Here is a 12,538-nt window from a genome sequence, read left to right as displayed (position 1 = left end):
GGGTGCACAGGCTACCGCTGCGCAGCCCCACGGTGGCACCCCGGTCCGGTCAGACCCGCGACCCGCCCGCCCGGACGCCCTCGGCGAGGTCGGCGGAGAGCGCCCGCAGGGCGGTCAGGCCGGTGTCGAGATCCGGTGCGTCCAGCAGGCAGCGGATCAGCGCGCTGCCCACGATCACCCCGTCGGCGTACCCGGCGACGGTGGCCGCCTGCGCACCCGTGCCGACCCCGAGCCCCACCCCGACGGGCAGCTCGGTGACCTCCCGCAGCCGGGAGACCAGCACCGGCGCGGCGTCCGAGGTCTGCGACCGGGCGCCGGTGACCCCCATGATGGCGGTGGCGTAGACGAAGCCCCGGCAGTGTTCCACGGTCATCCGCAACCGGGCGTCGGTGGACGACGGGGAGACCAGGAACGTCCGGTCCAGTCCGTACGCCTCGGAGGCGGCCAGCCACTCGCCGGCCTCCTCGGGGATCAGGTCGGGGGTGATCAGGCCGGTGCCCCCGGCGGCGGCCAGGTCCCGGGCGAAGGCGTCCACCCCGTACTGCTCGATCGGGTTCCAGTAGGTCATGGTGACCACCGGCGCACCGGCTGCCGCGACCGCCTCGACGATGCGCAGCGCGTCGGCGGTGCGGACGCCGCCGGCCAGGGCGATGTCGCTGGCCTTCTGGATCACCGGGCCGTCCATCACCGGGTCGGAGTAGGGGATCTCCATCTCGATGACGTCCACCCCGGCCTCGACCATGGCGGTCATCGCGGCGATGCTGCCCTCGACGGTGGGGAACCCGGCCGGCATGCAGCCGACCAGCACGGCCCGCCCGTCGGCACGGGCCTTGTCGAAGGCCACCCCGATCCGGCTCACGATCTCACTGCTCCTTGTCGAGGATGCCGAAGTACTCGCCGGCGGTGTGCACGTCCTTGTCGCCGCGACCGGAGAGGTTGACCACCAGGAGCGGCTCGCGGCCCAGCTCGGCGGCGAGCCGCGGGGCGACAGTCACCGCGCCGGCCAGCGCGTGCGCGCTCTCGATCGCCGGGATGATCCCCTCGGTACGGCAGAGCAGCTCGAACGCGGCCATCGCCTCCCGGTCGGTCACCGGCAGGTAGTTCGCCCGGCCGCTGTCGTGCAGCCAGGCGTGCTCCGGGCCGACCCCTGGGTAGTCCAGCCCGGCCGAGATGGAGTGCGACTCGATGGTCTGGCCGTCGGCGTTCTGGAGCACGTACGTGCGGGTGCCGTGCAGCACCCCGGCACTACCGCCGGTGATGCTGGCCGCGTGCCGGCCGGTCTCCACACCCTCGCCGCCGGCCTCGAAGCCGTACAGCCGCACCCCGGTGTCGGGGACGAAGGCGTGGAAGATGCCCAGCGCGTTGGAGCCGCCGCCGACGCAGGCCAGCACCGCGTCGGGCAGCCCGCCGGTCAGGTCGAGGCACTGCTGACGGGCCTCGTCGCCGATGCCGCGCACGAAGTCCCGGACCATCTCCGGGAAAGGGTGCGGGCCGGCGGCGGTGCCGATCAGGTAGTGGGTGTCGTCGACGTTGGCGACCCAGTCCCGCATCGCCTCGTTCATCGCGTCCTTGAGGGTGCGCGAGCCGGTGGTCACCGGGACGACGGTGGCGCCGAGCATCCGCATCCGGGCCACGTTGAGCGCCTGCCGCTCGGTGTCCACCTCGCCCATGTAGACCACGCACTCGAGGTCGAACAGGGCGGCGGCGGTGGCGGTGGCCACGCCGTGCTGGCCGGCGCCGGTCTCGGCGATCACCCGCCGCTTGCCCATCCGCCGGGTGAGCAGCGCCTGGCCCAGCACGTTGCGCACCTTGTGCGCGCCGGTGTGGTTGAGGTCCTCCCGCTTGAGCAGCACCCGGGCGCCGATCTTGGCAGAGAACCGCTCGGCGGAGTACAGCAGCGAGGGGGTGCCGGCGTAGTCCCGCAGCAGGGCGTCGAACTCGGCGCGGAACTCCTCGTCGGTCATCGCCTTGCGGTACGCGGCGTCCAGCTCGTCGAGCGCGGCGACGAGCGCCTCGGGGACGAAGCGGCCACCGAACCGGCCGAAGTGACCGGCGGAGTCGGGGAACCGCCCCGGCGTGGACACGTCGGCGCTCATGCCGCCGCTCCCCGACCGGTCGCGCTCCGACGCCCGGTCGCGTCGCCGGTGACCTGACGCCCCGTCGCGTCGCCGGTGACGAATCGCTCGCGTTCGCTCATCGCGATGTCCTCTCGCTGCGCAGATCTGCCCGTCGGGTCAGCGTGCCGGGCGGGGCGTCGCCGGGTGGTTCCCGGCGTTGACCAGCTCGGCGACCGCCTCACGGGGGCTCTTCTGGGTGACCAGGCCCTCGCCCACCAGGACGGCGTCGGCGCCGGCCGAGGCGTACCGGATCAGGTCGTGCGGGCCCCGCACGCCGGACTCGGCGATCTTGACGACGCTGCTCGGCAGGCCGGGGGCGATCCGCTCGAACACCGACCGGTCGACCTGAAGGGTACGCAGGTCACGGGCGTTGACCCCGATCACCTGCGCGCCGGCCTCCAGGGCCCGGTCGGCCTCCTCCTCGGTGTGCACCTCGACAAGCGCGCACATGCCGAGCGACTCGATCCGCTCCAGCAGACCGACGAGGGCGTTCTGCTCCAGCGCGGCGACGATCAGCAGCACCAGGTCGGCCCCGTGCGCCCGGGCCTCGTGCACCTGGTAGCTGGAGACCACGAAGTCCTTGCGCAGGACCGGCACCTTGACGGCGGCACGGACCGCGGCCAGATCGTCGAGCGAGCCGCCGAACCAACGGCCCTCGGTCAGCACGCTGATCGCGCGGGCACCGCCGGAGGCGTACTCACCGGCCAGCTCGGCCGGATCGGCGATCTCGGCGAGCCGGCCCCGGCTCGGCGACGAGCGCTTCACCTCGGCGATCACCGCCACCCCGGGTTTACGCAGGGCCGCATAGGCGTCCAACGGCGGCGGCGCGGCGGCGGCCAGCTCGCGCAGCCGCTCCAGCGGAAGCTGCTCCTGCCGTCGCGCCACGTCCTCGCGGACGCCGGCCAGGATCTCGTCGAGCACGCTTCCGGACGCCGCCGAACCGGCCCCGTCCCCCTCCGCGTGCGCATGCTCAGCAGTCACCAACGGACTCCCCTCTCCGGGTGTCATGGGCCGATGCTAGGGGGCGCCACCTGGCGACATGCGCCGGGGGTATGGCGCTCCTCACGAGATGGGCTGTGGCATGATGCCGGACCTCCGGTGAACGGAATGTCACGCAGCGCCACCGGACCTGCCGGTCGGTGTCATCGACATCCGTCCTCAGGAGTCCTCCGGACCATCGATCGATGCCCATACGATATGAGATCACGATCCGGTCCACCGCGCAGCTCGGCCCGGTCCCGGCGACCTGTGACCAAGGTCAAGGACGACCCTGCGGCGCTGGTGGGGGCCGTTGACCTGCCCGTCACCCGGGCGAAACGTCAACCCGGCAGCATCGGTTTCGGGCAGACTCGACGACGCGCCTGCCCATCATCGGATCTCATCGTGCGGGGTGACCATGAGCACTGCGGAGCCGAACGCCGGCATCGGACTCACCACCATCTCCCGGACCGTCGCCTCGCTGGCGGTCGAGGTGGTGCACACCCTCGAACGTGTCGTGGCGGGCGAGGGCCGGGTGCGGACCGCCCGGGGCAACGCCTGGGAGGCGGTCTGCGCCGACCGGGCCCGCGCCGACCAGCGCGCCGAACTGGACCGGCTGGTCGCCGAACTGGCCGCCACCCGGGCCGCGGCCCGGCAGGTGACCCAGGCCCGGCACACCGCCCGGGACCGGCGGCAACCGGCCCGCGCGGCGCAGCCGGTCAGCTGACCGTCGGATCCTCACCCCGGTCGAGCGCGTCCCACGCCTCCCGGTTGCCCCGGTCGGCGGCCGGCCGCCCGTCGGGCCGGTCCGGCGTGCCGGCGCGGACCGTCCGCTCGTAGCGGGCACCCATCGCCGGCCAGCGCCCGCCGCGCCGCGCGGTGAGCAGCCCGCCGCCGACCGCCACCAGCCCCCCGAGCAGACAGAGCGCGGGCCACTGCCGGTGGGCCTCGGCACCCAGGTCGGCGACCAGCCCGTAGCCGCCGCCGAGGGCCACCGCCAGACCGAGCAGGGTGACCAGGCCACCCAGCAGCCGACGGATCCGCCCCCGGGTGGCCAGCACCGCACCCCCACCGGCCAGCGCGACAAGCGCCAACGCGGAGAGCCAGGGCAGCAGGTCCGCCCCGGAGCGGCCCTGCCGCGACGGCGGCAACGCGCCCCGGGCGAGCACCTCCACCGACCAGGTGCGGGTCGCCGCCCAGCAGGCCAGGCCCGCGCCCACCAGACAGAGCAGCACCGCGTACGTCAGCTCGCGCCGCCCGGTCGACGCACCGTCGGTGGCCGTCGTCGCGGTGGTCCCGGTGCTGCTCACCGGGCCGGCCGCAGGGTCTCGGCGGCGGCGATGGCGGCCAACACGGCGGCAGCCTTGTTCCGGGTCTCCTGGTCCTCGGCGGCCGGATCGGAATCGGCCACCACCCCCGCCCCGGCCTGCACGTACGCCCGGCCGTCGCGGATCAGCGCGGTACGGATCGCGATCGCCATGTCGAGGTCGCCGCCGAACCCGAAATAGCCGACGGTGCCGCCGTAGAGCCCCCGGCGGACCGGTTCCAACTCCTCGATGATCTCCATGGCCCGGACCTTCGGCGCCCCGGACAGCGTGCCGGCCGGGAAGGTGGCGGCCAGCGCGTCGAAGGCCGTCCGGTCGTCGCGCAGGGTGCCCACCACAGTGGAGACGATGTGCATCACGTGGCTGTACCGCTCGATGGTGGCGAACTCCGGCACCTGGACGGTGCCCGGTCGGCACACCCGACCCAGGTCGTTGCGGCCCAGGTCGACGAGCATCACGTGCTCGGCCCGCTCCTTCGGGTCGGCCAGCAGCTCGGTGGCGAGCCGGGCGTCGGCGACCGGGGTGGCCCCGCGCGGCCGGGTGCCGGCGATCGGGTGCAGCATCGCCCGCCGCTGCCCGTCGGTGTCGGTGTTGACCTTGAGGTGCGCCTCCGGGGACGAGCCCACGATGTCGAACCCGTCGAAGCGCAGCAGGTACATGTAGGGGCTCGGGTTGGTGGTCCGCAGCACCCGGTAGACGTCCAGCGGGTCGGCGTCGGTGACCCGCTCGAACCGCTGGGCCAGCACGATCTGGAAGCACTCGCCGGCCCGGATCGCCTCCTTCGCCGCCTCGACCGCCTTCGGGTAGCCACCCTCGGCGGTCCGGCTGACCACGTCGCCGGCCGGCGGTCGGCCCACCGTCGAGATCATGGGCGGAATCGGTCGGGACAGAGCGGTGGTCATCGCGTCGAGCCGACCCACCGCGTGGTGGTAGGCGGCGGTGACCCGGGCCGCCCGGTCCGGGTCGTCCAGCGGCGGCAGCACCGCGTTGGCGACCAGGATCGCCGAGCCGTCGTAGTGGTCGAGCACCACCAGGTCGGTGGCGAGCATCATGCCCAGCTCCGGCACTCCGAGGTCGTCCTCGGTCAGCTCGGGCAGCCGCTCGAACCGGCGGATCAGGTCGTACCCCAGGTAGCCCACCATGCCGCCGGTCAGCGGCGGCAGCCCGGCGGCCGGGTCCGGGGTGCCACCGGCGAGCGCCGCGACGGTCTCCCGCAGCACGTGCACCGGGTCGCCGGAGACCGGCACGCCGGCCGGCGGGGTGCCGGTCCACGTCGCGACACCGTCCCGCTCGACCAGGGTGGCGCTGCTGCGCACCCCGATGAACGAGTACCGCGACCAGGCCATCCCGGCCGAGCCGACACCCTGCTCGGCGGACTCCAGCAGGAAGGTGCCCGGCCCGCCGGCCAGCTTGCGGTAGACCCCCACCGGGGTCTCCGCGTCGGCAAGCAACCGCCGGGTCACCGGCACCACCCGCCACCGGGCCGCCGCCTCGACGAACGCCGGCAGATCCGGGCTGAGCGCACCGTCGGTCATGAGCGGGCCCCCTGGGTGGTGACCGGGAGTTCGGTGAAGAAGCAGGTGCGCTCGCCGGTGTGGCAGGCCGCGCCGACCTGGTCCACGCCGACCAGCAGCGCGTCGCCGTCGCAGTCCAGCGCCACCGAGCGGACGTACTGGTGGTGGCCGGAGGTGGCCCCCTTGACCCAGTACTCCTGGCGGCTGCGCGACCAGTAGGTGGCCCGGCCGGTGGTGAGGGTGCGGTGCAGCGCCTCGTCGTCCATCCAGGCGACCATCAGCACCTCGCCGGTGTCGTGCTGGCGCACGACCGCGGCGACCAGGCCGTCCGGGGTGCGGCGCAGCCGGGCGGCGACGGCCGGATCGAGACGGGACGGGCGGACCGCGCCGGCGGGTCCGCCGTCGCTGGAAGCAGAGTCAGGTACGGGCACAGTTACCGATTGTCCCGCACGCGGCGCGGGCACCTGCGCCCCGTCCCCGACCGCCCGGGACAACTGGGCGACGTACCTGTCCAACCGGCCGTCGAGCAGGGCCAGGGCGAGGTCCGCGCCGGCCGTCTCGGCGATCCGGTCGGCGTACGGGCGGACCAGCGGGAGCACCCCGGTCACCAGGCGGGCCGCGGCGGCGGCGACCTCGACGGTCAGACCGGGGCGTACCCCCAGGCAGAGCAACATGTCGTCGCGGTAACCCGGCGGCGCGACCGGCAGGTCCAGGGCGGCGGCGAAGGCGGTCCGCCGGGACGCCACCCGGACACCGGGGTTGGCCGGGCGCAGCACGCTCGGGCAGAGCCGGGCCAGGTCGGCGGCGGCCAGCCGGACGCCGAGCGGGTCGTCACCGGCGCAGGCCCCGGCCACCTTGCCGAGGGTGGCGACCAGTTCCTCCAGGCGGGGCTGGTCGGCGGGCTGGCAGAGCACCGGCAGGTCGATCCGCCGGCGCCAGGTCGGGTCGGCCCAGAGCAGTCGGGCCGGGGTGGTCACCGGCAAGCCGAACGCCCAGTCGGCCGGCTCGCCGAGCCGGTCGACCCAGGAGCGGACGTCCCGGGCGGCCACCGAGACGTGCACGATCCGCCCGTCGGCCTCGGCCAGGTAGGCGAGCCGGACGTCGTACGGCGGGGTGGGCGGGGCGATCGCGGCGACCAGGACGTCGAGATCGACGTCGCTGCACACGGTGGCGGCCCCCCGGGCGTGGCTGCCGCGCAGCAGGATTCCGACCACCGGGCGCTCGGCGGACGCGCGCAACCGGTCGGTCCAGTCGGCCAGGAAGGCGGCCTCCGGCAACGGAGCGTGATCCACCGCGCCATCGTGCCGCAGGCCCGATCGGGGCGCAATGCCCGAAGGCGGACCACCTGTCCGGTCCGGAGGCTGACGCCCGATCCGAAGGCTAGTGCCCTGGTCCGAAGGCTGACGCCCGATCCGAAGGCTGGTGCCCGACTTCCAGACCCGGGCGTGTCGGGGACCGCCGCGCCCCGGGGGCACCCGGTGACAGGTCGTTGCGAAGCACCGGGTAATTCATCTATCGTTGAGTTCAACAGGTGATGAATTACCGAGGAGGTGCGATGGACGACGCCATCGCCGTCCGTGACCTGGTGGTCGACCGGGGTCGACGACGGGTGCTGGACGGCATCGGCTGCGCGGTGCCGCGCGGCGCGGTCACCGGGCTGCTCGGCCCGAGCGGCAGCGGCAAGACCACCCTGATGCGGGCCGTGGTCGGGGTGCAGACCGTCAGCTCGGGCACGGTCACCGTGCTGGGTCGTCCGGCCGGCGCGGCCGAGCTGCGCCACCGGGTCGGCTACCTGACCCAGGCGCCCAGCGTCTACGCCGACCTGACCGTCCGGGAGAACGCCAGGTACTTCGCCGCCCTCCAGGGGCGTACCGCCGCCGACGCAGACCGGGCGGTCACCGACGTCGGCCTGGCCGCCGCCGCCGGGCAACTGGTCGGCACCCTCTCCGGCGGGCAACGCAGCCGCGCCTCGTTGGCCTGCGCGCTGGTCGGCGAGCCGGAACTGGTCGTCCTGGACGAGCCCACGGTCGGGCAGGACCCGGTGCTGCGGGCCGACCTGTGGGCCCGGTTCCACGCCCTGGCGGCCGCCGGGACCACCCTGCTGGTGTCCAGCCACGTGATGGACGAGGCGGCCCGCTGCGACCGGCTGCTGCTGATCCGCCACGGCCGGCTGATCGCCGACGACACCCCGGACGCCGTCCGCGCCGCCACCGGGGTGGACGACCTGGAGGAGGCGTTCCTGCGGCTGATCCGGGCCGGCGAGGCCGGCCCGTCGACCACCGGGGAGGCGGCGGCGTGAACCCGACGATCCTGGCCGCCACCACCTGGCGCATCCTGCGCCAACTGCGGCACGACAGGCGTACGGTGGCGCTGCTGGTGGTGGTGCCCACGGTGCTGCTCACCCTGGTCTACTACATGTACGACGACCAGCCCGCCCCGCCCGGCCAGCCGGCCCCCTTCGACCGGGTCGCCCTGGTGATGCTGGGCTTCTTCCCGTTCATCATCATGTTCCTGGTGACCAGTATCGCGATGCTGCGTGAGCGCACCAGCGGGACGTTGGAACGACTGCTCACCACCCCGCTGGGCAAGCTCGACCTGCTCTTCGGTTACGGCATCGCATTCGGGCTGGCCGGGGTGGTGCAGTCGACAGTCGCCGCCGCGGTGGCGTACCAGCTGCTCGGGTTGACCACTGCCGGATCCGCCGGGTTGGTGGTCGGAATCGCCGCCGTGAACGCGGTGCTGGCCGTCGCGCTGGGGCTGTTCTGCAGCGCCTTCGCCCGTACCGAGTTCCAGGCGGTGCAGTTCATGCCGGTGGTGGTCGCCCCGCAACTGCTGCTGTGCGGGCTCTTCGTGCCGCGCGGGCAGATGGCCGGCTGGCTCCAGGCGGTCAGCGACGCGCTGCCCCTGTCGTACGCGGTGGAGGCGCTCCAGGAGGTCGGCGCGCACCCCGAACCGACCGGCCTGATGTGGCGGGACCTCGCGATCGTGGCCGGCGCGGCGCTGGTGGCCCTGGTGCTGGCGGCGGCGACCCTGCGCCGGCGCAGCGGTTGAGCCCGATGCCCCGCCGGACCGGCCGCCGCCCCGGCAACCCCGACACCCGGGAGGCGATCCTCGCCGCCGCCCGGTCGGCATTCGCCGAGCGCGGCTTCGACGCCACCTCGATCCGGCAGATCGCCACCGCCGCCGGGGTCGACCCGGCCCTGGTGCACCATTACTTCGGCAGCAAGGAGGAGCTGTTCCGGGCCACCGTCGACATCCCGGTCGACCCGGCCGCGCTGCTGCCCGCCGTGCTGGCCGGCGACCCGGACGAGATCGGGCAACGACTGGTCCGCACGTTCCTCGGGGTGTGGGACTCGCCGGCCGGGGCGGCGGCGGTGGCCCTGCTCCGGTCGGCGACCGGCAACGAGTGGACCGCCCGGCTGATGCGCGAGTTCCTGGTCACCCAGGTGCTACGCCGGGTGCTCGACCACCTCGACCTGCCCCCGGCGGAGCTGCCGCTGCGCGGCGCCCTGGTGGCCACCCAGATGATCGGCCTGGCCATGATGCGCTACGTGATCCGGCTGGAACCGGTCGCCTCCGCGACCCCCGACACCCTGGCCGCCACCCTCGGCCCCACCATCCACCGCTACCTCACCGCCCCCCTACCCCCCACCACCCCCTGACCACCCACCCACCCCCCACCCCGCCCCGTCCCCGCCCCGTCCCCGCCCCGTCCCCACCCCGGTGATCAAGAGGTTTGCGTCATGCCAGACGTCTGTCGTGACGCAAACCTCTTGATCACCGGGGACAAAGGGGGGCGGGAGGGCGGGAGGGCGGGAGGTGGGGGGGGGGGGGGGGGGGTGGGGGGTGGGGGGTCAGGGGTGGGGGTGGGTGGGTTGGAGGTGGGGGGTGGGGTGGGTGCAGAGCATGGGGTGCAGGAGGTGGGGCAGTTGCGCCGGGTGGGTCACCGGGTGGGGGAAGGGGAGGCGGGCTCGGCGGCGATCGCCGGGTCGGCCGTACGCCACGACCAGGCCGTAGCGGTCGAGGCGTACCACCCGGGGTTCGTCGTCGGTCAGGTCGAGCCGACGGCGCAGGTACGCGACCACCGCCGGCCCGTGGTGGTCGGCGAGGTCGGCCAGCAACGCGGCCTCGTCGGCGTGCAGCGGATCCGGTTCGGCGGCGGCGTACTCGCCGGGGTCGACCCGGTGCACCACACCGGCGGTCTCCAACCGGGCCTCGGCCACCTCGAAGCGGTGCAGCCGGAAACGGCTGCCGACGTCGAGCAGGTCGCCGGTCGGGTCCACGGCGGCGAAGTCGGCGGCGGCGCGACGGGCCGACCCGCCGTGCAGCGGCATCGCCCAGCCCGACACCCAGGCCCGCCCGGCGGACGGCGCTCCGGCGGCCGGGGGCAGGTCGAGCACGTCGAGCACCACGGCGACGTCCCGGACGGCACCCGGGTCCAGTTCGGCAGCGAGGTCGCTGAAGACCGGGACCAGCAGCAACACCCGCCCCTCCCGGTCGGTGGCGTGCCGGACGTGGAACGGGCCGGGCCGGTGGGCGAGGTGCACCAGGCCGGGCAGCCGGCCAGCCACCAGGGTACGGATCCGCTCAGCGGGGGTCGGGGCCATCGGGCACCTCCGAAGGTTAGGCTTACCTAACCCGGAGGGTAGCACCCGGAAGCCGGCCACCCGCCGCGGACCGCCCCGGCCCCGTAGCCGGTGCCGGGCGGAGGCAGCGCGGCAGACCGTCAGCGGGTCTGTTCCAGCCAGGAGGCGTAGAGCAGGCCGTAGATCGAGTCGGGGTCACGGACCAGCTCCTCGTGCGGGCCACGCTGCACGATCCGGCCCCGGTCCACCACCACCACCTCGTCGGCGGCCTGCGCGGTGGAGAGCCGGTGTGCGATGGCCAGCGTGGTCCGGCCCCGGGTCACCGCGTCCAGGGTGCGTTGCAGGCGTACCTCGGTGGCCGGGTCGACGGCGCTTGTCGCCTCGTCCAGGACCAGCAGGTCCGGATCCGCCACGTACGCCCGCGCCAGCGCGACCAACTGCCGCTCCCCGACGCTCAGCGCCTCCCCCCGCTCGCCCACCGGGGTGGCCAGACCGGCCGGCAGGCCGTCCAACCAGTCGGCCAGGCCCAGCTCGGTGAAGGCGGCGGTGAGTTCCGCGTCGGTCAACTCGGGGCGGGCGAAACGGACGTTCTCCCCGACCGTGGCGTCGAACAGGAACCCGTCCTGCGGCACCATCACCACCCGCGACCGCAACGAATCGAAGCGCACCTCGTCCAACGGCACCCCGGACAGCAACACCCGCCCCTCGGTCGGATCCATCAGCCGGGTGAGCAGCTTGGCGAAGGTGGTCTTGCCGCTGCCGGTCTCGCCGACCACCGCCACCCGGCTCTTCGCCGCGATGTCCAGGGTGACGCCGTGCAGCACCGGCGGCCCACCGGGATAGGCGAACGTCACCTCGGCGAAGCGGATGTCCAACGGCCCCACCGGCAGTTCCCGGCCCTGCTCCCCCGGGTCGGCCACGTCCGGCGCGATGTCCAGCACGTCGAGCACCCGACGCCAGCCGGCGATCGCGTTCTGCGCCTCGTTGAGCACCTCGGTGGCGATCTGCACCGGCTGGATGAAGAGGGTGACCAGGAACAGGAACGCGGTGAGCTGGCCGACGGACAGCGTCCGGTCCGCCCCGAGGGACACCCCGACCACCACCACCCCGGCCAGCGCCACACCGGCCGCCAACTCCCCCACCGAGCTACCCAGGATGCTGATCCGGATGGCCCGCTGCTGCGCCACCCGCTGCCCCTCGATCGCCGCGTCCAGCCGCCGGGCCGTCCGCCCGGACACCCCGTACGCCCGGATCACCGGCGCGCCCACCACGCTCTCGGCGATCGTGCCGAGCAGGGTGCCCATCCGCTGCCGGACCATCCCGTAGGCGCCGGCCAACCGGCGTTGCAACAGCCTGATCATCAACACCGCCGGCGCGAACGCGACGAGCACCACGAGCGTCAACTGCCAGGAGTACGCCAGCATCACGGCCGTGGTGACGGCGAGCTGGCCCAGGTTGACGATGAGGATCACCCCGCCCCACTGGAGGAACTGGGTGATCTGGTCGACGTCGCTTGTCACCCGGGAGACCAGCGAACCGCGCCGCTCCGACTGCTGGTGCAGCATCGACAGGTCGTGCACGTGCCGGAACGCCCTGGTCCGGACGTTGGCCAGCGCGGTCTCGCTGACCGTGAACAGCCGCCGCATCATCAGGTAGCCGCAGGCGGTGGTGACCACCAGCACCGCCGCCGTGGCGGTGACCACGGTGACGATCACCCCGAGATCCGGGCCACCGGGTACGGCGATCCCCTGGTCGATGCCGCGCTGCACGGCGACCGGTACGGCCACCCGGCCGACCATGTAGACGAGCGCCAGGGCGATCGTGCCGGCCAGCCCGGTACGCAGCTCCGGCGAGAGCGCCAACCCCCGCCGCAACGTCTGCCAGGTCCCCTCGACCCGCTCCTCCCCGTCACCCGTACCCACGCCCACCGGTGCCGACCTCTCGTTCGCGACTGCGGGGCTCCGCTGCGCTGCACTCCTCGCACTCACCGGACCGACCTTCCGTTCGCGACTGCGGGG

12 protein-coding genes and 1 pseudogene are annotated in these 12,538 nt (G+C 74.0%); 4 read left to right on the top strand and 9 right to left on the bottom strand.

The features are described 5' to 3' along the window. Window positions 1-49: 49 nt before the first annotated feature. The 3 genes from trpA to trpC all read right to left on the bottom strand — a co-directional run bounded on the left by trpA (window position 50) and on the right by trpC (window position 3,038). Window positions 50-859 carry a tryptophan synthase subunit alpha gene (trpA, locus tag OHQ87_RS02335; RefSeq protein WP_328344473.1) on the bottom strand — a complete coding sequence of 270 codons (810 nt, stop codon included), beginning with the start codon at window positions 857-859 and terminating at the stop codon, window positions 50-52. A 4-nt stretch (window positions 860-863) separates the two neighbouring features. Further along, window positions 864-2,096, bottom strand: a complete 1,233-nt coding sequence (gene trpB / locus OHQ87_RS02330; RefSeq protein WP_328344471.1) for a tryptophan synthase subunit beta — start codon at window positions 2,094-2,096, stop codon at window positions 864-866. Between the two features lie 138 nt (window positions 2,097-2,234). Then, window positions 2,235-3,038: an indole-3-glycerol phosphate synthase TrpC gene (gene trpC / locus OHQ87_RS02325; RefSeq protein ID WP_328348722.1), complete on the bottom strand. Its 804-nt coding sequence runs from the start codon at window positions 3,036-3,038 to the stop codon at window positions 2,235-2,237. Window positions 3,039-3,513: 475 nt separating this feature from the next. Between trpC and OHQ87_RS02320 the strand changes: the two genes are divergently transcribed. Beyond that, on the top strand, window positions 3,514-3,822 hold the full coding sequence (locus OHQ87_RS02320) for a hypothetical protein (protein WP_328344469.1): 309 nt from the start codon (window positions 3,514-3,516) through the stop codon (window positions 3,820-3,822). On the opposite strand, the gene OHQ87_RS02315 is transcribed toward OHQ87_RS02320, so the two are convergent. From OHQ87_RS02315 to OHQ87_RS02300, 4 genes and pseudogenes are all read right to left on the bottom strand, one after another. Then, the gene (locus OHQ87_RS02315) at window positions 3,815-4,405 is read right to left on the bottom strand and encodes a Trp biosynthesis-associated membrane protein (protein WP_328344467.1); all 591 of its coding nucleotides are present in this window, start codon (window positions 4,403-4,405) and stop codon (window positions 3,815-3,817) included. The genes OHQ87_RS02320 and OHQ87_RS02315 overlap by 8 nt on opposite strands. Next, complete coding sequence (locus OHQ87_RS02310) at window positions 4,402-5,955, bottom strand: anthranilate synthase component I (RefSeq protein ID WP_328344465.1); 1,554 nt, start codon at window positions 5,953-5,955, stop codon at window positions 4,402-4,404. Before OHQ87_RS02310 ends, OHQ87_RS02315 begins: the two co-directional genes overlap by 4 nt. Then, window positions 5,952-6,365, bottom strand: a complete 414-nt coding sequence (gene hisI / locus OHQ87_RS02305; protein WP_328348721.1) for a phosphoribosyl-AMP cyclohydrolase — start codon at window positions 6,363-6,365, stop codon at window positions 5,952-5,954. The genes OHQ87_RS02310 and hisI overlap by 4 nt, the downstream gene beginning before the upstream one ends. Before the next feature lie 159 nt (window positions 6,366-6,524). Then, window positions 6,525-6,848, bottom strand: a pseudogene (locus OHQ87_RS02300) (phosphoribosyl-AMP cyclohydrolase); the annotation flags it as partial. Between the two features lie 641 nt (window positions 6,849-7,489). Between OHQ87_RS02300 and OHQ87_RS02295 the strand changes: the two are divergent. From OHQ87_RS02295 to OHQ87_RS02285, 3 genes are read left to right on the top strand one after another with little or no spacing between them, the layout of a single operon-like run. Beyond that, window positions 7,490-8,233, top strand: a complete 744-nt coding sequence (locus tag OHQ87_RS02295) for an ABC transporter ATP-binding protein (RefSeq protein ID WP_328344464.1) — start codon at window positions 7,490-7,492, stop codon at window positions 8,231-8,233. Then, window positions 8,230-8,985, top strand: coding sequence for an ABC transporter permease (locus OHQ87_RS02290; RefSeq protein ID WP_328344463.1), 756 nt, complete (start codon window positions 8,230-8,232; stop codon window positions 8,983-8,985). The genes OHQ87_RS02295 and OHQ87_RS02290 overlap by 4 nt, the downstream gene beginning before the upstream one ends. Before the next feature lie 5 nt (window positions 8,986-8,990). After that, entirely contained in the window at window positions 8,991-9,596 is a 606-nt protein-coding gene (locus OHQ87_RS02285; protein WP_328344461.1) for a TetR/AcrR family transcriptional regulator, read from the top strand. A gap of 192 nt (window positions 9,597-9,788) precedes the next feature. On the opposite strand, the gene OHQ87_RS02280 is transcribed toward OHQ87_RS02285, so the two are convergent. Continuing rightward, window positions 9,789-10,541, bottom strand: coding sequence for a DUF2470 domain-containing protein (locus tag OHQ87_RS02280; RefSeq protein WP_328344459.1), 753 nt, complete (start codon window positions 10,539-10,541; stop codon window positions 9,789-9,791). Between the two features lie 119 nt (window positions 10,542-10,660). Then, window positions 10,661-12,448: an ABC transporter ATP-binding protein gene (locus OHQ87_RS02275; protein ID WP_442930653.1), complete on the bottom strand. Its 1,788-nt coding sequence runs from the start codon at window positions 12,446-12,448 to the stop codon at window positions 10,661-10,663. Window positions 12,449-12,538: the final 90 nt, after the last annotated feature.

Source organism: Micromonospora sp. NBC_00421 (assembly GCF_036017915.1).
GTDB lineage: Bacteria > Actinomycetota > Actinomycetes > Mycobacteriales > Micromonosporaceae > Micromonospora.
The sequence above is the reverse complement of the archived record's forward strand: the minus strand, read 5'-3'. Positions and strand labels throughout refer to the sequence as shown.

Coding starts and splice junctions, on each gene's coding strand:
- trpB (WP_328344471.1), bottom strand. CDS start 2,096: ATGAGCGCCGACGTGTCCACGCCGGGGCGGTTCCCCGACTCCGCCGGT.
- OHQ87_RS02320 (WP_328344469.1), top strand. CDS start 3,514: ATGAGCACTGCGGAGCCGAACGCCGGCATCGGACTCACCACCATCTCC.
- OHQ87_RS02310 (WP_328344465.1), bottom strand. CDS start 5,955: ATGACCGACGGTGCGCTCAGCCCGGATCTGCCGGCGTTCGTCGAGGCG.
- OHQ87_RS02295 (WP_328344464.1), top strand. CDS start 7,490: ATGGACGACGCCATCGCCGTCCGTGACCTGGTGGTCGACCGGGGTCGA.
- OHQ87_RS02285 (WP_328344461.1), top strand. CDS start 8,991: ATGCCCCGCCGGACCGGCCGCCGCCCCGGCAACCCCGACACCCGGGAG.
- OHQ87_RS02280 (WP_328344459.1), bottom strand. CDS start 10,541: ATGGCCCCGACCCCCGCTGAGCGGATCCGTACCCTGGTGGCTGGCCGG.